This window comes from Bradyrhizobium sp. MI1.4 (genome assembly GCF_055811315.1).
In genome coordinates this window covers 204,237-227,728 of the sequence record NZ_JBVVPP010000007.1, presented here as the reverse complement: position 1 = coordinate 227,728, position 23,492 = coordinate 204,237, and the positions used below count along the sequence as shown (strand labels likewise).

Here is a 23,492-nt window from a genome sequence, read left to right as displayed (position 1 = left end):
ACCACGTGGTAAGGTGCCGTTTTCGGGGATGGCCCAATGCCGCTTAATTCTTACAGCACAGGCACCGTAACGATTGGTGCGGGTGCAACAACGATCGTTGGTGCGGGCTGCATATGGTCGTCGCCTAACGCGCGTCCCGGTGACACGTTCGTTTGCAATGGGTATTCGAGCACAATTCAGGACGTGGATGATAATACTCATTTGATCATTGAACCTTGGCCGTTTGGTGCGATTGCAGCCGGTTCGGCGTACAAAATTTTGCAAATGTCGCCGTTTCGCTTTGCTGGTGGGCAAGCGATGGCAGACGTTTCCACGTTGGTTGCGGCGTTGAACACGACCGGCTTTTTTATCTTCGTCGGTATCGATGAAACCGAACCTGATCCATCGCTTGGTGAAGATGAACAATTTGCGTTGCAACCATCAACGAAAAAGCAATGGCATAAGGAAGGCGGTGTTTGGGTTTTCGATGGGATTTTTGGCGGGTTTGGTGTTCCCGCTCCGTATGACAACGCGCATACATACAATCAACTTGAAGTCGCGACGTTGGGCGGCTCGTCTTACGTTTGGATCAATGCGACGGCTGCGAGCGGTCACGCGCCGCCTAACGCAACCTATTGGGCTGTGCTCGCTTCAAAGGGTGATGTCGGTTCAACCGGCCCTATTGGTGAAAGTGTTGGTATCAAACTAACGTATTCGAGCACGACAACGGACGCTGATCCGGGCGCGGGTGTGTTTCGCCTGAACAACGCGACGCCTGCAAGCGCAACGGCTGCATACATCGATAATACGCAAGTCGGTGGCGGCACAATTTCCGGCATCCTTGATGCATGGGATGACAGCACCAATACGGTTAAGGGGTTTGTTCGGTTTCAGAAAACAACTGATCCAACTGTTTGGGCGATGTACATTGTCACCGGCACGGTTGTTGACGGCACAGGTTACAGAAAGCTTACGTTGTCGAGCGGTGCCGCATCTGGAGCGTTCACGAATGCGGATGCTTTTGCTGTTGCATTCTATCGCTGCGGCGATGCCGGAACCGCTGCGGGTGCGGCACAAACCGCAAACAATCTATCTGACCTCGCCAATATTCCTAATGCGCGACGCAACTTGAACGTTTCGAACAATCGGGTTCCAATCGCGGCGGGTCAGGCGTTCAACGTCTTTTCCGATAGTATCGGCACGGGAACGGGCGCGAGCACGGCAACCAAATTTGGCTGGAATTATCTTCTCGCGAACCGTCTTGGTCTCACTCACAATAACTATTCGACCTCCGGTCGAGCATCGAATTTTGCCACTAAGCAAGCCTTCGCAAACCTAGCCCCCTATAACCGTCGCAGCGAGGCGTCGGCTTGGATGGCCTACCATAACGACGTTTACCGGGGCGGCGCTGCGGCGGCGACACTGGCGAAAATCCAAGGCGAGATGCGCAGCTTCCTCGCCAACGCCTTTTTGGCTTCAGCGGTGCCGATCAACGACGCCAGCGTTACCAAGGCAGGCACATGGACCATTGGCGCAGCGATCAATGAAAAAGCTGCCACCTTGAATGCGGGCGCTGGACGCCTGATGTATTCGACCACACTTAACGACACCCTGAGTTGGACATTCACGGGTGACGGCCTAGTGGTCGGCCTATTCAATACAGACGGAAGTAGCGGTTTTCGCTATGGAACCTGCACGATCGCTGTTGATGGTGCGACTTCCGGCAACGGCTTTACGACCTTCACGGGCGATAGCCTTGCCGATGGTATCTCGGACGGTGCCTATGATAACAAGATCACGCATAACGCAGTCATTCTGGCGGGTCTAGGCACTGGCAGCCATACCGTTGTGCTGAAAGTCACGGGTACGCTTGGCCCCGTCTATGTCGATTATTTCGGGACGTTGGCCGCACCAAGCTCTTGCGCACCGGTCCTAGTTGCAGAGGCTTCGCGCCCGAATGCAGCGGGCTATTCGCTCGGTGGCGGTGTATGGTCTTCGGCGGCTTTCGATGCTGCTGACGCAGCCGTGCGCGGCGTCGTCAATGAGTTCTATAACTACCCGGTCGCGCTAGTGAAGACGAATGATTGGGTGAACTACACAACCGGCATCAGCGGTGACAATGAGCATCCGAACGATCTTGGTCATTCTCAAATCGCGGCGGCGTTCAATGAGGCGCTCTTGCCCGCTAGAATACCATTCGTCGGCGCAACCTGCTTGGCTATGTCCGCTGATCAGAGCATTACGAACGCGGCCTATAATCAAATACTGTTCGCTACTGAAAATTTCGATGATTACAATTTGCACAGTACATCATCGAATACGTCGCGCATCACCTTCAACGCGGCCGGGTGGTCTCGTTTCGAGGGGCATATCGGCTTCGCGAGCAATAGCACCGGCATTCGCGAGGCGTTCATTTTCAAGAACGGATCGCCGCTGCGCATGGTGGCAACGTCGCCAGCACTCGCGGGTGACAATACAGTGTGCCCGTTCAACACTGTTATTCAACATGCGGCAGGCGATTATTTCGAGCTTGCGGCCATTCAGAGTTCGGGCGGGGCGCTCAACGTCGTTGCGGCTCAAACGTTGTTGATGGTGACGCCAATTCGGTAGGTTCGCATTTTTCGGGAAGTATCTCGTTGATACCTCCAACAATAGCGGAAATCCAACTCGCATAGCTGTTCAATGCAGGATGCACGCCATCAATCAATTCATACGAAGACAAGCCGTTTAGATCGATGATCGGGAGTTTCTTTTCCGCTGCAATCGCACGGATTTCATGATCGATGGATTTAGCAAGGGTTGGCGAAATGTTTTTCCCGTCAGACCCCGCAAAATCGATCGGTGCCAAAGTTGCTAGTGCAATCCGACGCGATGATATGCGGTTGATCAAATCATCATACGTCGCTCGAAAGTAGGGTGATGTTTTATAACGGGACTGTGCATCGTTTACACCTACTGCAACAATGATAGCTGCTGGCGATGCGCCGATTGCGTCCATTTCCTCTACAAATGAAACGATTTGCGACGTGCGGCTACCGGATATCCCGGCGTTCACCAGCGCCAAGCCGCATGTACTCGCCGGTAACGGTGCGCGTTGGGTGATGCTATCACCTAGTACGACGATATAGGAATTTGGCGCTAGGGCGCTGATCCTGTCTAGGATGGCGCGCTTTCGTTGTTCTGTTGCGGCTAGCCGCAACAGCGTGTTGATCGTGTCTCGGTGCGCCGCAACGGACGACTGAAGCGCAGTAACGGCGTTCTGATGTTCTGTAGCGGAACGCAGGATTTCTGCCTGTAGCGCCCGGACATTGGCATGCTGCCAAGCCAACCCGATGGAAGCCAAAGCGATTAATGCGAGTGCCAGATATTTCATTGCGGGGCGGACACTATCCGCCGCAACTAGTCCGTGCAAGTCACGGTTAGCGCTTTTTTCCACCTGGAAAAAACTTGCAGGCTGGAAAGTTTAACCGTTTGTGATATAGTTAGTTGCAATTCTAGCGGTGGTCAAGTGATCATCGCAACAATCATCGCAAGGAATTCCGGCTATGATCATTCCCGCCCCCATTCGATCGAAGAACCCCGGCGCAATGTGGGGCATCAGCGGCAAACGCAAGTCACTCGAAAAGTTCGCGCCAACCACCAACAAACTTGCGGTGAAGTGGGGCAGCGTCCAAACCGAATATCTCTATGACGGTTTGAACCAAGGAAACAACATCGCTTATTTCCCGTCGTTTATGCAGGGCATTTGCGCGCAACTCGAATTGTGGCGCACGTCCGATCACTACCGAAACAAGAAATTCAAAGACGCAATCGCCACGTGGTCAGGCGGGAATAACGTGCCGTCTTACATCGCGTATTGCAAAGCGCGCGTTCCCGGCCTGACCGAAAACACCGTCATGGATGACGCGTTTTGGAATTCGGCGATGGGTATCGCGTTCCTTAAAGCGCAAGCCGGTCACGAAGCGGGCGTTACGCATTATCCCGCTGCGGATGCCGATTGGATCGAAGCGCAGCGCCGTGTGTTCGCCAATGATCCGCCGCCGAAGACTGCCGCGCTCGCCGTCCAAGTGCCCACGGCACGCGTTGACGAAGTGTTGCGGGCGTATCAGGCGGCTTTGATCGGCTTCGGCTATCATGAAATCGGTGAAGCTGATGGGCGCATTGGCGGCAAGACGTTGGGCGCAATCAAAGCGTTCTTCACCGATCGCGGCATTGATAGCCCGGCTGCTTACCCGTCGCGCGATCTTGCGCCCGCGATCGATGCCGCCAAGGCGGAAGGCTGGCACCGGCCGATTGCCCCGGCTCGCGCATACAAGACCGAAGACGATCTTAGCGGTTCGCTCGCGTCGCTTCCCCCGGCCAAGAATGCGTCATTGATCAGCCGGATTACCGGATGGTTCAGCGGCGCGGCTGCGATCGGCGGTGGTGCGTTGAAATTGCTTCCTGATACGCATGACACGGTTGCGCCGTACAAAGACATGATTGCGGATTGGTTCGGTGCTGTGCCCGGCTTCGCATGGTTCGGCATCGTCGCGGCAATCGCGATCGTGACTGCGTATCAAGTCAACAAATCGAAGTTGGCAACCGTCGCGGATTATCAGCGCGGAAAGATCAACTAATGTGGTGGTTCGAATGGCTTTGGAACCATGTGCCTTGGTATGTGCCCGCGATCTTGATCATTGTTGCGGTTGGGTTTTGTTGGCAATGGATCGCGCCGATTTGGCTAATCCTACCGGGTTGGGCGCGATGGTCGATAGCGTCCGCAATCGCAGTGTTGGTTGCAACTCAGTACGGACGTAATCGCGGCGTTGCCGGTGAAAAAGCCCGGCAGAAATCCTTGAACGAACATGCGACCGAACAACGGGACAAGATCAATGCGACTGTCAAAGCTATGCCGTCCAATGCTGTTACTCGCGCTCTTGAGCGGAATGGGTGGATGCGCGACTAGCGCGGGGATTTGCACGTTCGGGTATATGCATCCGTCCCATAAGGACACGGACGGCACGGCGCGGCAAATCCTGTCTTACAACACCTTGTTGCAGCAGCAGGGATGCCCCGCCAGCGCTTTGCAGAAGGAACAGCCGCCCGATGATCGCGGCCCGCTTCCCGGCCTTCGCTGGCCCTTCGCGCGGTAAAAGAAAGCCCGGTCTCTAGCCGGGCTTTTCCATTGGCGGTTCTGTCTCGACTTCAACAATTTCGAGTAAATGATAATCCGTGCCAAGATAGGGCCAAAGCCACCGACGTTCGGCCCGGCCTTCGTCAAAGTCTGCCGATTGGCCTTCCGGCAACGCAATTGCACGCCATTTGCTATGGTCGTGCATTTTGATGATTGCGACTTTCATGCTTCAATGATCCTTTTCAATAACGCTCGCATTTCAAGCGTGCTTTCTGCAAAGTGACCTTCGCGGTTCACGATCGAATGACCGCAACGTGGTTGAATGTCGGGAATATACATTTCCGTTGGCGGTAGCGCGATGCCTTGGAAGCGAAGGGAAGGACGATGGAAGGCAATTGTTTGCGCGCCCAACTCTTTCATCATGTCGAATTCGTCAAGAAAGCGGATATTGTCAACGACGACGTGCGCGCCCGTTTCCATGCTGCGCTTGATTTCGGTACGCATCTGATTAATCCAGATGTTGCGCCCCATCCGGTTGCGTCCCCATTCGACGCCTAGCGTATCCGCAGCAAAGCGAACGGTCTTGCCGTCCAATTCCCGCAATGGTTCATCCCATCGCGCTTTGTTGTACATGATATCACCGGGCACGATCGCGGCGAGCATGTCATAAATTGGCTTGGCGAAATTCGTTTGATAGATCGGCAGCGAGATAAACGAAGTTGCCGGGTTGAAGATCGCGGACGCGGTAACGGTTGACTTGCCCGCGCCTTTGAACCCGCAAAGGCCGATTAGCTTAGGTGTATTCATTTCAGGTTGTTCCAGTTCGGCAAACGAACATCGTTGATGAATGCAACGTCACACAAGCGAAACATGCCGTCCCGGCTCTCACGAACATAGGTGTCCGCAAACGCGCGAGATTGCATCATGTCGGAAAGCGAGGCGTGCCAGTAATCGGACGGCAAAACTACGCCGCAACATTTCGGATCGAAGCCCGCTTTCATTGCTGCCTGTGCGACGGTCAAAGCAAATTCGTTCAACCTATTGAGTTTGTCTTGTTGGCTCATATGATTAGCTTCCTGCTTTCATCGATGTAATACTTATAATTTACGTTCGCGAAATCGAACGCGGACGCGTTGTTGCATTCCGCGACAAGCCAACCGGCTTCAAACGCTGTTACGCGATCCTCATATTTGCTCTTGTTCTTTGTGCAAACGGTCGGATCATGCTGCCATCCGTTCGCGTTCATCACGCGCAAATAGTCGGCTTCACTCACGCCGTTTGCTTTCTTGAATGCGCCGTGTGTTGCGTTGCCGGGCAGGGAAGGCGGGCTAATCTTGCGTAACCCCGCGCCGCTGTTCGCGACGTAATAACGCGACGTTCGCTGCAACTCGCTGTTACCCAACATCAGCCGATCGGAGCGGCCAACCTTCGCGCGCAACATGAAATCAAACTTGTTGGTGTGCGCGCGAATGAAGACTTCCGGGGGGATGCCGTGAACCATCGCGGCGACTGCGGCCATGATACTTACGCAATTACCCAAGTCTTTGTGCCACGCGGGCGGCTGGCTTTCGCTGATGCTTTGCGCGTAATTGAGCGGGTCAGGATGCCAATAAGCACCTTTCTGTTTCAGCTTGCCTTTCAAGTCTTCGGCGACGTAATTGTTTACGTCCCTGATGAACATGCGATGATAGCGCACGTCTTCAAGCGTCAAACACGTGAACGCTTCCCAACGTTTCCGGATTTCGATCGCTTGCGGTTCATAATCGCGGTGAATGCGGTAGGTAATGCCGTCCGTGTTCGCTTGAATGATTTGCAGAGTGGGGACCGCGATCAGCCATTCCGCCAACATGCAAAGCATCAGTTGGCAGTTGATCGTGATTGTCATTGTGTATTGCGGATCATAGAAACAGCTAAACGGGCTGTTGCTCTTGCCGTACACGCCGTTACCGGCAAGCTTTAGGCTGTTCGCCTCAACGCATTTCTTGCCCTTGCGCTTTTGCCATTCCTTGCGCTCGGGTTTTAGCTTGCCGTACTCGCGCACATAGGCATCGCCCAAATGCGCGGGCGCAACGCCGTTGGCGACGGCTGCTGATGGATAGTAGCCTTCAACGTCAACGTCAACAATCCACCATGCATCGGTTGCGATGATCCGTTGCGGCGTGACGCTGGCGTGAATGCCGCCCGTCCCGAAATGGAAATCTAAACCGCCAACGTTCGCCTTGACGCCTTTCAACACGCCTTTGGTTTGAATAATGCCAGTCGGCTGATCATCCAAATAAACTTCGTCTTCTGTAACCAAGTCTTCCGGCTTCAAAACCTGCTGTTTCATCCACGCTAGGACGCGGGCGAATTCGGGATTGTTGAAGTGGATATATGGGAAAATGATTTCGTTGAGCGCGATCCGCGATCGGATTGTTTGGCGAGGGGTCTTGCCGTATCCGGTTTCCTTGCGATCAAAGCAAACGTCTTCACCGATGCGCTGGATTAGAATTTGCTCGCCAATCTTCGTATCGTTGAAGTTGAGAATATCGCCCTTCAACGTATCGAGCAAACCAATACGGAAGTTGATCGCATCCATGCAATGATGCGCGAATTGCTTGGTTTCGGACGTGTCATGTATTCCGTAGGGGACAAGCAAACCGCCGATTTCGTTGTGCGTAAGATGCTTGCCAATTTCAACCGGCATATCAACGACGGTTTGCGAGCGCATATTGATTTGCAGCGCTTTCAGGCTTGTCGTCTTCGCCTTGTTGTCAAAATGGTTGATCTTGAACAGATCGATTTGCGGCGCGAAGCGGTCGCGCTGCCAAATCTGATGTTCGAAGCGGTTTTGATTTTGCGATGAAATGATTGCTTGCGACTTCGCGAAAAGTTCAGCGTTGGTCGCGCGTGGGTTCATCATCAGCGAATGAATAAGCGGGTAATCATATTGCAGTGAGAAAAAGCCGATCATCGGGATTTGATTGGCGCGCAGATATTCGAACCACGCCAAGAGTTGGGCGCGATCGTCGCGGAAGTCGGATATTTCCCAAACGCTCTTAACGTCTTTGTGCAGCATTTCCGCTTGCAACGTGAACACGTTGGGGAAACATTCCGTATCGAAGACTATCGCGTTGTCTAAGTTCATGGGTTGCGCTCAACGACCGCTTTGCACAACGCAAGTAATTCCTCGTCTGTCATTTCACCTTTCGCCATGTTATATTGCCAAATGACAACGCGGGTGTTTTCGTTCGTGTAGCCCTTACACGCATCTACTCTGTCGAGAGAAGGCGCGTAAGGGTTTGCTTTTCTCGCGGTCTGACTATTTAGTTCAAACCGAATTCCGGTGGCGGGGCAAATTCCCGCTTCTATCCCTTTGACAATGTGTTCAAGCGTGACAGTGCAATGTGTGATCTGTGATGCAAGCGATCTGCGAGCGGTGCGCAGAATTGCTTTCGCTCGCCCGTTTATGGTCGAATAGTTCTTCAACATCTTTGATTGCGCTTTCGCGCGATATGCGGGATTAGAATACTTTTTCTGATACCGGGCTGCTTCCATTGCCTTGACTTCTGGCAACTTGCTGCGATTTTGTTTATAGATGCGCGCGCAAGCAGTACAACGAGCATCAACGCCAAATTTTCCACGTCTCTTCTTGTGGTAATTTTCGACGGATTTCCATTGATTGCACTTACTGCATTGCTTGAACATCGTATCGCTTGCCGTTCATGTCGATAATCGCGCCCGTGTGTCATTGACGAACAAACACACGGGCGCTTTCAAAAGGGACGCAATCGTTAAACGGTGTAGTCGGGCCGAAACGGCAGGGTTCGTTTCCTGCCGCTCCGCACTTTTTACAAACCCGCTGCACCGTTAGCGGTTTGGGGGCATCATCCCCGGCTGCGGCTGATGCATGGGCATCTGACCGGGCTGCTGCATCATCTGCGGTGCGGGCTGCATCTGGCCCGGCTGACCGTTCTGCGGATGGCCGGGGTTCGGGTAGCCGTTCGGCTGCATCATCGGTTGCTGACCCGCGTTATGAACGAAGTCATGCGCGGGCTGAACCGGCTGCTGCATCATCTGCGGCTGCTGACCGGGCTGCATCATCTGCGGCTGCTGACCGGGCTGCATCATCTGCGGCTGCTGCATGGGCATCTGACCGGGCTGCTGCATCATCTGGCCCGGCTGTGGCTGCATCTGCGGGCCGGTGCCGGGCATCGAAACGCCGTTGGCCGGTGCGATCGGCGTGGGGCTCGCGCCGGGCGGCAACTGGCGTTGCTGACCGCCGAAAAGCGACATTGGATCGGGGCCGTTCTGAATTTCCTTGCCGTATCCAACGAATTCGATCGCAACGGGGTTGATGTAGAGCGATGGTGTGTGCGTCGAATTGGACGCGGGCACGTTCACAACAAGTTTCAACGCAACCGCGACGTAATCACCGGTCTTGATTTCGTGCGGCTCCATCTGGCGATATGCGCCGTTTTCGAATTTATAGATGGGCGGCGCAAACGCTTCGCTCGAAACCGTCAGAACGTAGCAACCGGCATAGCCTTCGCGCTTGTTGAACGGTTGCCCGTTGCTATCGATGCCGTCGCCGTCCTGATATTTCCACGCAAAGCGCGGCGGCGTCCCGTTCGGGTATCCGCTTGCCGCTTCCTGCGACATTGCGGGCCAAATCGTCGCCTGAAATTCGGCCTTCGGAAAGGCGATGCCGAATGCCCACTGATTGACGGGCTGCCCGTCTTTCAAAACGGGCTGGCCTTTCTGCGGGCCTTCCTGCTGCTTCTTGACTTGCGCCTTTGCGGGATTTCCCCAAACCAGTCTTCCGACACCTGTCTTGACCTCAGTCGGCATGATATCTGTTACCTTTCTCTAGGTTTTCCCGCCACCACAACGGTTGCAGGTTGGTGTAATGACAAGCCGCCCTGAGTTGTTCAGGATCGGTCAAGTCGAATGACGCTAAAGGGCGCTTATGATCCAAATGCCAACCGCGCAACGAACGGTTTTCCCAATTCATGCCCGGTAGCCAAAGGCTTTCATTTACCAAGCAACCTTTCAGCTTTTTTGCTTGCCTTCACGCGTTCAAGCTGAACGCCTGTCGTTGGTCGTGTGGAAAGCGTTTCCATGATTTCTTTCGATACGCCGCGTCGTATTCCTTCGGCTGGCGTACAAAGCTTCTGAACCGTCATATCAATTCCGGTGATCAATTTGAGCATCGGGGCGTTTAGCCCTTCTTTGAACACGGAATTGCCTAGACCCATTTTCACCGAATAGTTTTCGACAACTTGCCCGGCTGCGATGCGATGCTTTGCAAGTTCACCGAACGCAGCAAGGCGTTGCTTGATCATGTCTTGCGCGCGGCTGAGATTGTCGAGTGAGAACGAAAGCAATTCGTTCGATATTGTGTCAGTGAATACAGTATCGCACGCGTCGATTGCGTTCATTTCAGCACGGCGCGCGGCCGGGCAGACTGCGTTGGCTTGGCACGTTCCGCAACTGCCGTTCGTGTTGAGCGTATCGGCAGGGTTCGAAAGCGTACCGTTCAGTTGATCGAACAACCGCGTCAATTCATCGTAAGCAATCGTCACGGTTCGCAAGGTGCCGTCCGGATGATATGGACGCGGCTGGAATATTCCGAATGTTACCGATGACGGCGGGGCGAATTGCGATTGTCTGCAATGGCCGATCGCGTGGCTGATCAGCGTCCAATTGTTTTCCGGTTCAACGATGCGCCAACCGTATTTGAAATCCAGAACGATCAGCGCGCCGGAGTTGTGACCAAGAGCGGCAAAATCCGCGCGACCATTCACAACCCAATGGGGTGAACGATCGTGCGAAGTGTCTACTTCCATCTTGCCGCCCGGATGGCTAACGCACACGTCAAGATACGCCTGAACGTGTTGGGCCATTTCGGCAGTCATGAAAACGCCGTTCGGCGCTTTGCGGTCGATAAGTTCTTCCAACGAATGTTGACCGTTGAAAACGGCTGCTGCCATGTAATGCGCTGCCGTGCCTTCGTCGCGTTGGGCTGTATCGCTCGCGGATGCCGGTGTCGCTACCGGCATCCTGACCGAACCATTGCAAGCCATGAAACGCGGTAAGTCGCCTGCGTTGATTGTAAGCATTCGTTTCCTCAAAATGTCGCGCGGAAAGTCGGGACTAATTACGTTGTCAAACCGGATATCGAGACCGCCCGTCCGAAACGGTCGTGAGACAACAACCGCACTCGATTAATTCCAGCGGCCATCCAAGGTGATCAGGTTCACAGCGAAGGCGATCACGTCGGGGAAATTGGCAATATCGGTGATGGCGTTGAATTGCCGCCCGAACTGCACCGACAACCGTTGCGCGACACCGGCAAGATAATCGGTGTTGATCAGCGGTGCGCCGTTCGGGTCGCGCTTCGCCATCTGCCCGGCCAAGTGCGTCATGAACGCGTTGAAATCCATCGGGCCGGGCTGCTGCATGACGGGCTGTTGCATCATGGGTTGCTGCATAACAGGCTGCTGCATCATCTGCGGCTGCTGCTGATCCGGCATCGGCGGGACGTGGTTCGGCATCTGCTGCATGACGGGCTGCTGCATCATCTGCGGCGCGGGCTGCGGGTTGTTCATGCCGGGCTGCTGCATCTGCTGTACGGGCGGCTGCATCTGCGGCATCCGCTGGCGCAATTCCGCCTCAACGTTCGCCACAAGCCCTGCGTCAACGTTGCGACGCTTGCGCCAAGTGCCGTCCGCGTTCATCGCCTTGTTTTTGGAGTGAATGCGATCGTCCCAAGTAAGACCGGCAGCATCAAAGCTAGGCGCGTTGGCGTTCGCGGGGCCTTCGTCATCGTTGCTCGGTGCGCCGCCATTCTGCGGCATCGGCACAGAGGACGTTGCGCCCGTGGTGACGGCGGGGCCGTTTGTGATCGTAACAGCGGGAACGCTCAGGGCGAGTACAGATGATCCGCCAAGGAACGCGGTAATTTCTTCCTTGGTCGCATCGGAGATCGTCAAGGTGAATTTCATGGATTGTCGCCTTTCCAGATGGAAAATGGATGGAAAGACACTTAATCACGATTGACAAACGCGGTCAAATGGAATTTAACCGGCTGGAAAGTTTTTTCCAACGGCGAGGTAAATCGATGAACTGCGAGATTTCATGCGAACTTTATGCCAGAATGACCGCAATTCCCATGCTGCTCGCCCCGGATGATGATCGTAAATACTTCAAATCGGTCTATATCGAGCGCGAAAAGAACGAATTATTCGTCGTGGTAACGAACGGCAAGCTGGTAGCGATCGAAAGAATAGGGGCAAGCGAAGGCCCGGACGAACGCACGGCCATTGCGGTTGATCCGGTGTTGATTGCGCAATCACGGAAAGAAATCTCGTTTGGTTCATCTTTGGTGATCGTCGCAAATCCTGCCCTGAACTACACCACGATCAAGACGACGTTCGGATACCAGTACCCCGCAAACGGGATGGTGCAGCTTCCCGCAAAGAACTACTTCAACACTTGGCGGGAATGGGCACCGGATGAAATCCCGACCGCTTCGGCTGGCGCGATGTACTGGAACGCGAATTCCATTGCAGCGCTCGCGACGGCATCGCCAACCGGCTGTATCTGTTTCCCCGAATTCATCGATATCACCAAGCCCGTAGTTCTTCGCGATATCCAAAGCGCGGATTGGTTCGGCATGTTCATGCCTATTCCGGGCAACGAAGGCGAGACAGCCGAACCCGCGACCGTTCCGGATTGGGTGCGCGCGTGATCCCGCATCACTGCATCGTCAAGCATGATCCGCCGAACTCATACGGCGATTGCTTGCGAGCGGCGGTGGCGTCCATCCTCGATATCGACAAGACAACGGACGTTCCGCATTTCTTGCGCGACGGTGATGACGAACAGGCGCAAATCGAGTTTCGCGCATGGCTGTTGCTTGAACATCGGTTGCGCCCGTTCATCATGTTGTTCGATGGAAGCGCATCACTTCAAGACATTTTCGCATCAATGAAGAACGGCAACCCTGATGTTGATTACCTGCTGTTCTGCCAATGCGGCGGCGGTGATCACGTTGTTTGTTGTTGCAACGATCAGATGACGCATAACCCGGCATGGGACAATGCCGCAGTTACCGGGCCGCTATCTGATGGTACGTGGCTTATCATGGTGATGGTGCGCGCGTGATCGTTCTCCGTCCGGATCAAGCACAGCTAAAGAGCGGAATATACAACGGCTGGAATTCCGGACGCCGCAACATGCTTGCTGTGCTGCCAACGGGCGGCGGTAAGTCTGTCATCGTTTCAGATATCGTTCTGGATAAAAACCAACTCGGTGCGCAACAGACTGTAATTGCCCATCGCAAAGAGTTGGTGGGGCAGATGTCTATGCATGTCGCTGAACGCGGCATCATGCATCGGATTATCGGGCCGCAGAATGTTGTTTCGCTGATCGTCGCGAAGCATCGCAGCAAATTCGGCCGATCGTTTATCAATCCATCCGCGAATTGCAGCGTTGCAGGCGTTGATACGTTGCTTGCCCGCCAAGACGATTTGAAGGATTGGGCCGCACAGCAAGATTTTTGGACCGTTGACGAAGCCCATCACCTATTACGCGGCAATAAGTGGGGCCGTGCTGTTGAAATGTTCACCAATGCTTACGGGCTTGGTGTCACCGCGTCACCTACGCGCGCCGATGGTATGGGCTTAGGTCGTCATGCCGATGGCGTGTTTGATGACATGGTTATCGGGCCATCCACGCGCGAACTGATGGATTTGGGCGCGATTACGGATTATGAGCTTGTCGTTCCGGCAAGTGATTTTGAAATTGGCGACGACGCTATTACCGATAGCGGCGATTTCTCGCCTGTGAAAATGCGGGAAGCATCTAAGAAATCGCGGATTGTTGGCGATGTCGTCAAGGAATACGTTGGCCGCGCATTCGGCAAGCGCGCCATTGTGTTTGCTACCGACGTTGAAACCGCCAATGACATGGCGAGGCGGTTTAACGAAGTCGGAATTCCCGCCGCGTCCGTGTCGGCAAAGACGCCTGACCATGTGCGCGATGATTACGTTGAACGCTTTCGCGATGGTCGTTTGTGGGTTTTGGTCAACGTCGATTTGTTCGGCGAGGGCTTCGACGTTCCCGCTTGCGAAGTGGTGATAATGGCACGCCCAACCGCTTCGCTTGCCGTGTATCTGCAACAGGCGGGGCGAGCGTTGCGAGCGTTCCCCGGCAAGCTTTTCGGGCTGATCATAGATATGGTCAGCAACTATAAGCGCCACGGATACCCGGACAGAAAGCGTTTTTGGACGCTGGATAGGCGAGAGAAGCGCGCCAAGCGTGCGCCTGATCCGGAAGAAATCGCCTTGACCGCTTGCCGGAAGTGCAGCCGTCCGTATGAGGCATGCAAGCCGTGTTGCCCGCATTGCGGTCATGCTCCGGAAGTGACGCCAACAGGGCGCGGCAGCATCGAAAAGATCGATGGTGATTTGATCCTGTTGGATCGCGCGAAGCTTGCGGAGTTGCGCGCGGCTGCGGAGTTGGAAAGCCCGGCCGATGTTGGCAGGCGTGTTTCATTTGCGACGGGCAACGAATTCGCGGGGAAGGGTGCCATCAACTCTCAAATCGAGCGCATTCAAATGCAACAGCGTTTGGATCACGCCATAGCAGTTTGGGCAGGGCATCAGCGCGCGTTAGGTCGTGTTGATCAGGAAAGCTATCGGCGCTTCTATTTGACGACGGGTGTTGACGTTCTCAGTGCGCGAGCATTGCCGCGCGTCGAAATGGAAAAGTTGGCATCGCAAATTGAGGGGTGGGTTTGATGACAAAGTTTGGTGTGTTTCGTTCGAAGCCGGAACACGAAATCGCATTTCAAGACATTACCGCGCTTCTCGAAAAGCATGCGGGAAAACTCACTTCGTTGGAAATGCTGGCAATTGCCGCAAACATGGTCGGTAAGATCGTCGCATTGCAAGATCAGCGTTATGTCACGTCGGAAAAAGCGATGAATGTTGTCATCGAAAATATTCAGAACGGAAATAAGCAGGTTGTCGATGAGTTGCGCAACAGCGTCGCGGGGAATGCATGATTAAGTTGTCAGGCAATCGCCGATTTCGAGTTTTGCAACGCGCGTTCAAAAAGCCGTTGCTTGTGCTTCAAGTTGAGGAAGTCGGATTTACAACGGCGCTTTTCGGCGGTGTTGTTGACACGATCGATGTTCAACGATGGCGCGATGCAACCATTGAAGACGTTTCTTTCGGAGCGATTGAGGCGGCGAGCAAATGAGCAAGTTCAACGAACGCGAGTTGCAGTCTGTTCTTTGTGGTGCGCTGATAGCGGAAGGTTCGGCGCGGAAGGTCTATCACTGCAAACCCAACTCGCGCTTGGTCGTGAAAATCGAGCGTGCCGCGCGTTCGTTTCAGAACGTCGCCGAAAGCGAAATTTGGTCGTTCGTTATGGGCGATAAGCAAATGCAAAAATGGTTCGCCCCGTGCGTCTTCATTTCGAACGCTGGAACGGTGTTGATACAGGACAAGGTTGAACCGTTGCGGCAAAGGGATTTGCCTAAGTCGCTTCCTGCGTTCCTTGTCGATTTGAAGATTGAAAACTTCGGGATGCTGAACGGTCGCGTTGTCTGCTGTGACTACGGCACGATGATGTATTCGATCAAGACGGCTTCACGTCGAATGGTGAAAGCGGTGTGGCGATGATCTATGCAGGCATAGGATCACGTAGGACGCCCGATGACGTTTGCGAACGCATGCGCCTGTGGGGTGCGTACCTCGCTGCACAAGGGTTTATGCTGCGTTCTGGCGGGGCATTGCGGGCTGATCAAGCGTTTGAGCGTGGTTGCGATAGTGTTGCGCTCAGTCACAAGGAAATTTTCTACGCCGCAGACGTGCAAGGCCCTGATGCGTGCAAGTGGGTTGAACATGCCGCGTCGTTTCATCCGGCGTGGGACAAGTGTTCGCAATGGGCGAGGGCGCTACACGCGCGCAACTCGGCAATCATGCTTGGATCATCGCTTAACCAACCGGTTAATTTCGTTTGCTGTTGGACAAAAGACGGTAAAGCGACGGGTGGCACGGGGCAAGCGTTGCGGATTGCTGAGCGTATGGAAATACCCGTCTTCAATTGGTTCTTTGATGACGCGGAGCGCAAATTGCGTGCACTTCTGCACACTTATTACTCGGGTGGAACATTAACCAATGTCTAGTGAAACCGTTGTACAACAAAAGACGCGCTTGGCGTTCGCGAAGATCGGCCCTATGTGGCGGAACAATAGCGGTGCGTGTTTCGATGACACCGGGCGATTGATTCGCTATGGCCTTGGTAACGATAGTGCTGCGCTTAACGCTGAAATAAAGTCAAGCGATCTTATTGGAATAACCCCGGTGACAGCGTGGTTAGCCAGTGCTAATGCATGGGTTAAGCTTGGTGTGTTTACAGCGTTGGAAGTCAAGCCAACGGGTTGGCAACAATCGCCAAGCGATGAACGCGCGAACGCGCAGGCAAAGTTTCACGCTATTGTGCGTGAGGCTGGCGGATATGCAGGGTTTGTAACTGATGAAAAAGCCATTCACGCTATCATACGGCAATTATGAAATGACGCATTCAGATCAGGTGAAACAGCAAATTTTGGAAACCGGGGTGAGGCTATGGCCTTACGCCACGGCACGCGCGATCGGCCGCGAACTAGACTTGTCGCACAGCGCAATTCTATATCATTTTGGGAGTAGCGATCTGTTGCAATTGGACGTGGCGCGTTACGCCATCCAAACCGGTAATGCCAAGGTTATCGTTCAATTGCTGGCAACCGACCATCCGGCCGTGCAAGGTATGAAGCCAAGCGAGCGCAAAAAGTATCTTGGCGGCTTGGAATAAAGCCGGGGCATTCGCGCCCCGGTCCTTTAGGTCACTTACTTGATGGTTCTGCTGCTGCGAGCAACGCGCGCATGTGATCAGCGTGAAGTTCTAATTTCGCGTCGTCGCCGTGCTTTTTCAGCAGTTCGCGCATGTGTTTTATGTGCGATAGCCCCGCTTCCCGGTATTGTTCTTTACTCATCAACTTTGCCATGGGTAGTACCCCGTTAGTTCAGGCGATTGCGGTTCGCCCGCTTACCGTTCCTTCAAGTCTTTAGAAAAGCAGCCCATGCGTTGCTTTCAAAGCCGGGCGGGTAGTCCCCTCGATCCCTCCATTCGAGTTTCCAAATTCCTAGTGCTCCGGTGGTGCGATGTTTGGTCAACACGCAAGTTTCGTTGCGTGCGATCACCTCGAAAAATCGTTCGTCTAGTTCTAGCTCGGGCGCTGGCATGCGGCGTCCCAAAGACCGCGTTGGCCTTCGCTAATAAATTCAACGAAAGTATCGTTCACAATTCCGATCGTGCCGACTTTGGATCGATCGGCGGTCACGGCATAAGCCATCTTGAGGAAGTCGTTTTCGACGAAATAGATTTCGCCGTCCCTCCAATATTTTGGTGTGCCGAACATGTCTCGCATGCTGTCGGCTATTGTCGCGCCTGCCATTCCATGAACCTTGTTGCGATTTCGTTACGGTTGTCGATTGCGCAGATTTCTACCGCGTAATTGTCCGGATCAAATCCATACAATCGATCATCTTCAACGTACCCAAGCACTCTATTCCCGTTGAAGATCATCACGCGGTCGTCGCGATCTATGATCTTCACCATGGCTTTGGTTTATCCTGCGCGGTTGGCTCGCCCGATGACTTGGACGAAGCGTTGTGAAAGCAAACTGCTTTCAAGTTCGGACGCCTCTTGGCGCAAACGTCGCGCAATCATTTCGAGGCTATCGGCTTCCGCGCGTTTAAGCGCGACGGTCACTTGATCAATCGTTGATGATCGCATTGGACTAGCTCGCAATCTTCAATGATTGGGATGCGACGGACGGCGGCGCGATCGGCTTGCCTTCGCGGTCAACCATCATACCGTTGGTTAGGCCGTTGCCGTCGCCCGCCACTTCGTTGTTGTCACCGATACGGCTGATGATGCCTTGCAACTGATCAACATCAGTGCCTGGAACGGGCGGAATGCCGTTGGCCTGTGATGCGATGCGAGCGCGGACGCTATGAGCGATTTGGAGAGCGCGGGCCGATCCGGAAACGATGAACTGCAACTGTGCGGACAACTCAAACGCGTATTGAAGATACGAATTCTTGTCGGAGTTCGCCTGTTCCAGCGCTTCACGCAACATCGAATTCGTCGCGTCGCTCTTTTCTAACTCCCGGCGCTGATCCTCAATGGTCAAGCGGGCGGTTTCCAACTCGCCTTCAATTCGTTCGTGTTCATCAAGGAACTTCGCTGCCGCCGATTTCGCTTCAATTGTTGCATTCATCGCCGCTATCCCGAGTTGGTGGTTAATTCGTATCCGTCCATCCGTGATTTCACGGTGTCAGCACTATTTACCAGCCGGTGAACGAAGTTCCCCGTTGGTATATCCCATGTTTGTGAGCATCTGGCGCACTAAGTTCCAGATATGAAACCGTTGGCTAGGCCAGTTGATGACGCGGCCTGTTTTCGACGGTGTAGCGCGATCTAAAGCGGCGGCGTTCCGACCGATATACGCTGTTCCTTCGTACACGAAAGCCTGACCGTCATAGTTCCGTTTGACGGAACTGCCTGTTCCATCGTTACAAATATCCATTCGGGCAAGCTCGGTAACACTGTGGTCAATTGCACTGATTAAGTGAACGCTAACTCGGATCATTGTGTCAATCCCGCCATTATTCGCCATTCGTCGGTGTTATCCGACAGCAACCCCATTGTTTCCACGGTAAAAACACGATCGCCGCGCGCGAAGGTAAAAACGTTAAGCCGTCCATTACGGTGAATGGAAAGTAAACGGCAACAATCCAGAAAATTCGATGCAATGTCGTGTGACTTGGTTCGCAATATCGCAAGTTCGTTTGCATTGGAGCGAGCAACGTTCCGGTAGTAACGCGCACTGGAAACCGCGAGCGCGAGCGCAATCGTTAAGATTAGCACGACCGCATAAAGAACGAACTGGATCACCGGAGAACCTTCGCCATGGATGCGCTCACATAGTTGACGGCGGCGCGATCGTCGCTTTCCAAGTGGTGAGTCGATCATAGATCTGATTTGCTAGATTCGTGCAAGTGGAAAGTTGCGGAAAATTGCGAGGGTGTGTGGAAAGGTGTGGGAAATCGATTGACGCGGATCGGGCGAAGCAGATACGGCTTTTGACCTCGACTTTCCACATGGTCAATGGTCGGAACAGTGCCGAAAATCCTAAAATTAATTGATGTTGCGAACCACTTGGGTATTCCAAAGCGGACGTTGTACGACATGATCAACAGCGGGCGGTTCATCGCGCCGATACCGGGGACGAAACCGCGTCGCTGGAATTTTGAAGACGTTGAACGCTGGCGCTCGCCTGCTAACGCACAAGCCGCCGACACGATCAGCGGCTAATCGCGATGGATGCTCAAGATTACAACAGCGCCTTTCACTATGTTGCTGCCCTTACACAGTCTGACCCCAATACAACGGTCATCGACGTAAGGTTTATCCACGACAGCAATAAGGATGTTGCCGCAATTCCTCGAAGGGGAACGCTCCCACAATTGTGGGCCGAAATCGTGGGTTGGAACAACGCGGGTTTTGGTTGTTTCGTCAATATTTCTGACATGGATGGAAACGGCAGAGAGTATGCAAACGTTCGTGCGATCCGTTGCAACGTTATCGACCTTGACACGCTTTCAGCCGAACAGAACTACCAACGTGCAGCACAATGGACGCCAGCACCTTCGTTCGCTGTACAGTCGTCGCCGGGTAAGTTTCACTGCTATTTTCAAACGTTGCATCATCGAAATCTTGACGGCTTCACTCTGCTACAGCGCAAACTTAGAGTGCTGTTCGATGGCGATAAACGCGTTACCGATCCAACTAGAGTGTTGCGATTGCCGGGGACGTTCCATCTTAAGAACCCTGCCAGCCCGCATCTTGTGACGTGTTGGGCACTCGGGAATTACAATAACCCGATTGATCCGGTCGTTCTAGAGCAAGCATTGCAAGGCGTGTCCGTCATTGACGGCACTGGTGAACGCTATCCGCTTGGCGAACCGAAAATGCAGGCACCGGGTTGGGATTGGTGTTTACGTGCGTTGCAAGAAACGAACCCGAATGACTTGGACCGTGCAGATTGGGTGAGTTTTTCAAGTGCATGGAAGCAAGCCGCATGGAATTTCGCGCCTGAACAACAACTATATGATGTTTGGGCGCAATGGTGTTCGCAATACATTGTTGATGGTCAAAGCGCACCATCCGATGCATACCTTAGAAAAAACTGGAACAGTGTCAGAAACACAGAGGTCGGGTGGCCATCCTTGGAGCGACGCAACGGCAATCTGCACGCGCTGCGGCTGTTCGGCGAGAAGCTTCAAGAGCGCAAGCCGCATTCGCTATCATCGGACGTGCCGACAACTGCACCGATGCCGCATGAACAGCAGCAGACACAAGCGCCGCAATCAATGCCGGTGCCGGTTGGCGAGTTGCTGACCGATAGCGAGCAACGCGAATGGTTCAAAGGCTGCGTCTACATCGAACGAACGGGCGAGATACTAACCGCCAGCGGTCGGTTCATGAACGCGACCAAGTTCAACGGTAGCAGCTACGGCGGTAAAAAATTCATCATCGATGCATTGGGCAAGACGGTGAACAAGCCGTTTGAAGCCGCGACGAATTCAACGCTATGGACAATTCCGAAGGTTGATCACATTCGCTTTCTGCCGTCGCGTCCATATCGCGAAATGATCCCCGATGCGTTGGGGCGGCTCGGTGTCAACACGTATCAACCCGCGATCATCAACGCTGAACCCGGTGACGTGACACCGTTCCTCAATCATCTTGCGGCGCTGTTTCCTCACGAAAGCGATCGGGCGATTTTGATCGAATACCTTGCGCATAACGTGCGCTTCCCCGGTCACAAAATCCCGTGGGCACCGCTGATCCAATCGGTTGAAGGTGTCGGCAAGAAAGCGTTGAAAATCATCATGCAAGCCGCGATCGGCAAAATGTACACGTATGAACCGAAAGCGCGCGAGCTAATCGAAAGCGGTTCGAAGTTCAACGCGTGGATGCGATCTAAGCTGTTCATCATCGTTGACGAAATCAAAACCGACGAACGACGCGACATGATCGAAATTCTGAAACCGATGATTTCGGAAGACACGATTGAAATTCAGGGTAAGGGCGTCGATCAGGATATTGAAGACAACCCGGCCAACTGGATTTTCTTTAGCAACCACAAAGATGCAATCCCGGTCGATAAGAACAGCCGACGTTTTGCGATCTTCTACAGCGCGTTGCAATCGAAGGAAGACTTAGAAAAGCGCGGGATGGATAAGCGCTATTTCGATTGGTTCTATGACGGATGGCTGAACGTCGGCGGCGATCGATATATTGCGCATTGGCTGTTGAATTACCCGATCGAACGCGGGGCCGTCCCGATGCGAGCGCCTAACACCACGTCAACCCCGGAAGCCGTGCGGCAGTCGCGCGGGCCGGTTGAGATTGCTATCCTAGATGCCGTTGCGGACGCGCTGCCGGGCTTCCGTGGCGGCTGGATTAGCTCGCAGGCGGTAGCGAACCGGATCAAGGGAACGGCTGTGCGCAACGTGTCTGCAAAGACGCTAGGCACCATCTGCGAAACGCTCGGCTATCATCACGTTGGCCGCGCGCCGCGCGCGTACTTTAGCGAGAACAAAGATACGCGCGCCGATCTCTATTCGATCGATCGCAACGCACGTGTTGAAGATTTCGCAGTGTGGCAGGGGTATTAAACAGGAAGGAAAGACGAATGGCAAAGTTCACGGTTAATCTAATCGGTCATGACAACGCGGACGTTGTGACCATTGAGACCGATAACGATGATATCGGCCGATCAGCAATCGCGATCAACGCCGGTCGCTATTACTACTATGAAAGTTTCGTTCAGTCGCCGAAGCCTAGCGCCGTCCCGCATGTGGTGACGTTTCGCGAGGCAGACGTTTGCAAGTTGGATGCCCCGGCTTAGTTGCCGGGGTGATCTAATCCCAATGGACGCCATCGGCGCACTGATACGCGCGCTGTTCGGGATGCTCTCGCGCCATGACAACACCGCGCACGGATAGAACCTTGTCGGGTGTGAGCAATGTGCAATCCCGTTTCAGGCGCATGGTATTGGCGAACGTGTAGCCGAAGAAACCGCAGAACAGCAGCACTCCGGCCGCGATCAGCACGCCTAACACCTTCAATTCACGCTTGAGCATGTCCCGATATTCCCGGTTGTAAAACCGGGGGAGGGGATACCTTTTCGGGGCGCGTGTCAATCTTGGCCTCGCCAGCCGCAATCATGGCCCGTGCGACGGCTGGCGAGATTGCCCGCCACTGCATCCGCCGAAAGTAGCGAGCGCATCGGCGGCCTTGTGCGTCCGTATAAAAGCGTATGTAGAGTTTGCGAACAGCAGCCATTAGCGATGCTCGGTCGTTGCGTGTTCGATGCTTGCCCCGGTGGTGTGAAGCACCGTGCCAACGATTGTTGCGCTCGCGATGATGATCGCGGCTATTGCGATGTATTCCACGATATTCAAAAAAAATGACCCCTGTTCCGGCCCTGTGGATAATGTCAGAAACTTTCCAGATGGTCAATAGGTGGTCAATCAAAAAAAATGGCCCGGTGGTTAGCCGGGCCGGGGTTCGGTCCTAGCGGACGTGAACCAATGTGCGTTGGTGATAGCACTGGATATTGTAACCGCCCGCGCCAATCACGTTAATCGTGACGGTCTTGGTTTCGCCCGCGTTGGTCTTTACGGTAAAGCTTCCTTCGAAACCGTCGCTGTAATTCACCGCAATGGTTTCATCGGCGAGGGAAGTAACGTTGTTATCCGCCAGTTTGCGACCGATCAGGGCGTTACGGGCATCGCGGATCATTTCGCAATTCTTTTCAATGAAGGCGTTGCGCTTGGCTTCGGTCATGCTGACAACGGCATACCAAGTCTTGCCGCCCGCGACGTGATGCAACTGCTGATAATACTTGCTATTGTCGTTGCGGCGCATCGTCTTGGCTTCGTCGGAAGCCTTGAACGCGGCGACGGCTTCAACGCGCCCGGCAACCCAAGTCTTTTGACGGCTGAGCATTTCTGCGTCCAAGTCGGCAAGGTAAATGTTCAGCTTGGCAACGATCGCCTTGATAGCGGCCGAAAGATCGCTGCCGGTTTTCTTGGCCTTGTTCGCTGCGGCCTTGTCCGTCTTCCACTTGTTTGCAGCCTGATAGGCTTCCGCAGCCGTTGCGAATTCCTCGGTGCGGTGAACCGAATAACCCTGACCGTAAGCACCGGTATTGACGTTAGCGTAAAACGTGCCGGTCTTGCTCTTGGTGGTTCGGATGCTGTAGCCCATCGCCGTATCTCCGTTG

Annotated in this window: 31 protein-coding genes; 15 read left to right on the top strand and 16 right to left on the bottom strand. The window is 54.0% G+C overall.

Going from position 1 to position 23,492, the window contains the following annotated elements:
• Positions 1-36: 36 nt before the first annotated feature.
• Positions 37-2,589, top strand: coding sequence for a hypothetical protein (locus AC0L23_RS11410; RefSeq protein WP_473356964.1), 2,553 nt, complete (start codon positions 37-39; stop codon positions 2,587-2,589).
• On the opposite strand, the gene AC0L23_RS11405 is transcribed toward AC0L23_RS11410, so the two are convergent.
• Positions 2,540-3,352: an SGNH/GDSL hydrolase family protein gene (locus AC0L23_RS11405; RefSeq protein WP_473356963.1), complete on the bottom strand. Its 813-nt coding sequence runs from the start codon at positions 3,350-3,352 to the stop codon at positions 2,540-2,542. The genes AC0L23_RS11410 and AC0L23_RS11405 overlap by 50 nt on opposite strands.
• Before the next feature lie 172 nt (positions 3,353-3,524).
• Here AC0L23_RS11405 and AC0L23_RS11400 point away from each other — a divergent pair, with 172 nt between their 5' ends.
• Together AC0L23_RS11400 and AC0L23_RS11395 are read left to right on the top strand one after the other, a co-directional pair.
• On the top strand, positions 3,525-4,598 hold the full coding sequence (locus AC0L23_RS11400; RefSeq protein WP_473356962.1) for a hypothetical protein: 1,074 nt from the start codon (positions 3,525-3,527) through the stop codon (positions 4,596-4,598).
• Positions 4,598-4,927: a hypothetical protein gene (locus tag AC0L23_RS11395; protein ID WP_473356961.1), complete on the top strand. Its 330-nt coding sequence runs from the start codon at positions 4,598-4,600 to the stop codon at positions 4,925-4,927. The genes AC0L23_RS11400 and AC0L23_RS11395 overlap by 1 nt, the downstream gene beginning before the upstream one ends.
• 202 nt (positions 4,928-5,129) lie before the next feature.
• Here the strand turns inward: AC0L23_RS11395 and AC0L23_RS11390 are convergent, their stop codons facing one another.
• From AC0L23_RS11390 to AC0L23_RS11355, 8 genes are all read right to left on the bottom strand, one after another.
• Complete coding sequence (locus tag AC0L23_RS11390; RefSeq protein ID WP_473356960.1) at positions 5,130-5,321, bottom strand: hypothetical protein; 192 nt, start codon at positions 5,319-5,321, stop codon at positions 5,130-5,132.
• Positions 5,318-5,902: a hypothetical protein gene (locus tag AC0L23_RS11385; protein WP_473356959.1), complete on the bottom strand. Its 585-nt coding sequence runs from the start codon at positions 5,900-5,902 to the stop codon at positions 5,318-5,320. Before AC0L23_RS11385 ends, AC0L23_RS11390 begins: the two co-directional genes overlap by 4 nt.
• Positions 5,899-6,159: a hypothetical protein gene (locus tag AC0L23_RS11380; protein ID WP_473356958.1), complete on the bottom strand. Its 261-nt coding sequence runs from the start codon at positions 6,157-6,159 to the stop codon at positions 5,899-5,901. Before AC0L23_RS11380 ends, AC0L23_RS11385 begins: the two co-directional genes overlap by 4 nt.
• Entirely contained in the window at positions 6,156-8,222 is a 2,067-nt protein-coding gene (locus tag AC0L23_RS11375) for a hypothetical protein (RefSeq protein WP_473356957.1), read from the bottom strand. The genes AC0L23_RS11380 and AC0L23_RS11375 overlap by 4 nt, the downstream gene beginning before the upstream one ends.
• Entirely contained in the window at positions 8,219-8,782 is a 564-nt protein-coding gene (locus tag AC0L23_RS11370; RefSeq protein ID WP_473356956.1) for a hypothetical protein, read from the bottom strand. The genes AC0L23_RS11375 and AC0L23_RS11370 overlap by 4 nt, the downstream gene beginning before the upstream one ends.
• A gap of 162 nt (positions 8,783-8,944) precedes the next feature.
• Positions 8,945-9,925: a hypothetical protein gene (locus AC0L23_RS11365; protein ID WP_473356955.1), complete on the bottom strand. Its 981-nt coding sequence runs from the start codon at positions 9,923-9,925 to the stop codon at positions 8,945-8,947.
• A gap of 182 nt (positions 9,926-10,107) precedes the next feature.
• Positions 10,108-11,196, bottom strand: coding sequence for a DUF2800 domain-containing protein (locus AC0L23_RS11360; protein WP_473356954.1), 1,089 nt, complete (start codon positions 11,194-11,196; stop codon positions 10,108-10,110).
• Between the two features lie 105 nt (positions 11,197-11,301).
• Complete coding sequence (locus AC0L23_RS11355) at positions 11,302-12,069, bottom strand: hypothetical protein (RefSeq protein WP_473356953.1); 768 nt, start codon at positions 12,067-12,069, stop codon at positions 11,302-11,304.
• Positions 12,070-12,110: 41 nt separating this feature from the next.
• Here AC0L23_RS11355 and AC0L23_RS11350 point away from each other — a divergent pair, with 41 nt between their 5' ends.
• The 9 genes from AC0L23_RS11350 to AC0L23_RS11310 are packed head-to-tail and all read left to right on the top strand — an operon-like array spanning position 12,111 to position 16,942.
• Entirely contained in the window at positions 12,111-12,827 is a 717-nt protein-coding gene (locus AC0L23_RS11350; RefSeq protein ID WP_473356952.1) for a hypothetical protein, read from the top strand.
• Positions 12,824-13,243: a hypothetical protein gene (locus AC0L23_RS11345; RefSeq protein ID WP_473356951.1), complete on the top strand. Its 420-nt coding sequence runs from the start codon at positions 12,824-12,826 to the stop codon at positions 13,241-13,243. The genes AC0L23_RS11350 and AC0L23_RS11345 overlap by 4 nt, the downstream gene beginning before the upstream one ends.
• On the top strand, positions 13,240-14,880 hold the full coding sequence (locus tag AC0L23_RS11340; protein ID WP_473356950.1) for a DEAD/DEAH box helicase: 1,641 nt from the start codon (positions 13,240-13,242) through the stop codon (positions 14,878-14,880). Before AC0L23_RS11345 ends, AC0L23_RS11340 begins: the two co-directional genes overlap by 4 nt.
• Entirely contained in the window at positions 14,880-15,146 is a 267-nt protein-coding gene (locus AC0L23_RS11335) for a hypothetical protein (RefSeq protein WP_473356949.1), read from the top strand. The genes AC0L23_RS11340 and AC0L23_RS11335 overlap by 1 nt, the downstream gene beginning before the upstream one ends.
• Positions 15,143-15,343, top strand: a complete 201-nt coding sequence (locus AC0L23_RS11330) for a hypothetical protein (RefSeq protein ID WP_473356948.1) — start codon at positions 15,143-15,145, stop codon at positions 15,341-15,343. Before AC0L23_RS11335 ends, AC0L23_RS11330 begins: the two co-directional genes overlap by 4 nt.
• Complete coding sequence (locus AC0L23_RS11325) at positions 15,340-15,768, top strand: hypothetical protein (RefSeq protein WP_473356947.1); 429 nt, start codon at positions 15,340-15,342, stop codon at positions 15,766-15,768. The genes AC0L23_RS11330 and AC0L23_RS11325 overlap by 4 nt, the downstream gene beginning before the upstream one ends.
• Positions 15,759-16,274 carry a hypothetical protein gene (locus AC0L23_RS11320; RefSeq protein WP_473356946.1) on the top strand — a complete coding sequence of 172 codons (516 nt, stop codon included), beginning with the start codon at positions 15,759-15,761 and terminating at the stop codon, positions 16,272-16,274. Before AC0L23_RS11325 ends, AC0L23_RS11320 begins: the two co-directional genes overlap by 10 nt.
• A complete protein-coding gene (locus AC0L23_RS11315) occupies positions 16,267-16,662 on the top strand; it encodes a hypothetical protein (RefSeq protein WP_473356945.1) in 396 nt (131 codons plus the stop codon). The genes AC0L23_RS11320 and AC0L23_RS11315 overlap by 8 nt, the downstream gene beginning before the upstream one ends.
• Positions 16,625-16,942: a hypothetical protein gene (locus AC0L23_RS11310; protein ID WP_473356944.1), complete on the top strand. Its 318-nt coding sequence runs from the start codon at positions 16,625-16,627 to the stop codon at positions 16,940-16,942. Before AC0L23_RS11315 ends, AC0L23_RS11310 begins: the two co-directional genes overlap by 38 nt.
• Positions 16,943-16,973: 31 nt before the next feature.
• Here AC0L23_RS11310 and AC0L23_RS11305 read toward each other — a convergent pair whose 3' ends face one another.
• From AC0L23_RS11305 to AC0L23_RS11285, 5 genes are all read right to left on the bottom strand, one after another.
• Positions 16,974-17,135 (bottom strand): hypothetical protein, encoded by a 162-nt coding sequence (locus tag AC0L23_RS11305; protein ID WP_473356943.1) that lies wholly within the window; start codon positions 17,133-17,135, stop codon positions 16,974-16,976.
• 219 nt (positions 17,136-17,354) lie between these two features.
• The gene (locus AC0L23_RS11300) at positions 17,355-17,585 is read right to left on the bottom strand and encodes a hypothetical protein (protein ID WP_473356942.1); all 231 of its coding nucleotides are present in this window, start codon (positions 17,583-17,585) and stop codon (positions 17,355-17,357) included.
• Positions 17,567-17,749, bottom strand: coding sequence for a hypothetical protein (locus tag AC0L23_RS11295; protein WP_473356941.1), 183 nt, complete (start codon positions 17,747-17,749; stop codon positions 17,567-17,569). Before AC0L23_RS11295 ends, AC0L23_RS11300 begins: the two co-directional genes overlap by 19 nt.
• 181 nt (positions 17,750-17,930) lie before the next feature.
• Positions 17,931-18,413 (bottom strand): hypothetical protein, encoded by a 483-nt coding sequence (locus AC0L23_RS11290; protein ID WP_473356940.1) that lies wholly within the window; start codon positions 18,411-18,413, stop codon positions 17,931-17,933.
• A gap of 368 nt (positions 18,414-18,781) precedes the next feature.
• Positions 18,782-19,168, bottom strand: coding sequence for a hypothetical protein (locus tag AC0L23_RS11285; RefSeq protein ID WP_473356939.1), 387 nt, complete (start codon positions 19,166-19,168; stop codon positions 18,782-18,784).
• A 135-nt stretch (positions 19,169-19,303) separates the two neighbouring features.
• On the opposite strand from AC0L23_RS11285, the gene AC0L23_RS11280 reads away from it, so the two are divergent.
• Genes AC0L23_RS11280 through AC0L23_RS11270 form a run of 3 tightly spaced genes read left to right on the top strand, consistent with a single transcriptional unit; the run spans position 19,304 to position 22,112 of the window.
• Positions 19,304-19,510 (top strand): helix-turn-helix transcriptional regulator, encoded by a 207-nt coding sequence (locus AC0L23_RS11280; protein WP_473356938.1) that lies wholly within the window; start codon positions 19,304-19,306, stop codon positions 19,508-19,510.
• Positions 19,511-19,515: 5 nt separating this feature from the next.
• Positions 19,516-21,879, top strand: coding sequence for a DUF5906 domain-containing protein (locus tag AC0L23_RS11275; RefSeq protein WP_473356937.1), 2,364 nt, complete (start codon positions 19,516-19,518; stop codon positions 21,877-21,879).
• 17 nt (positions 21,880-21,896) lie between these two features.
• Positions 21,897-22,112 (top strand): hypothetical protein, encoded by a 216-nt coding sequence (locus tag AC0L23_RS11270; RefSeq protein WP_473356936.1) that lies wholly within the window; start codon positions 21,897-21,899, stop codon positions 22,110-22,112.
• Positions 22,113-22,125: 13 nt separating this feature from the next.
• Here AC0L23_RS11270 and AC0L23_RS11265 read toward each other — a convergent pair whose 3' ends face one another.
• Together AC0L23_RS11265 and AC0L23_RS11260 are read right to left on the bottom strand one after the other, a co-directional pair.
• Complete coding sequence (locus tag AC0L23_RS11265; RefSeq protein WP_473356935.1) at positions 22,126-22,347, bottom strand: hypothetical protein; 222 nt, start codon at positions 22,345-22,347, stop codon at positions 22,126-22,128.
• Positions 22,348-22,780: 433 nt separating this feature from the next.
• The gene (locus AC0L23_RS11260) at positions 22,781-23,476 is read right to left on the bottom strand and encodes a hypothetical protein (RefSeq protein WP_473356934.1); all 696 of its coding nucleotides are present in this window, start codon (positions 23,474-23,476) and stop codon (positions 22,781-22,783) included.
• Positions 23,477-23,492 lie beyond the last annotated feature (16 nt).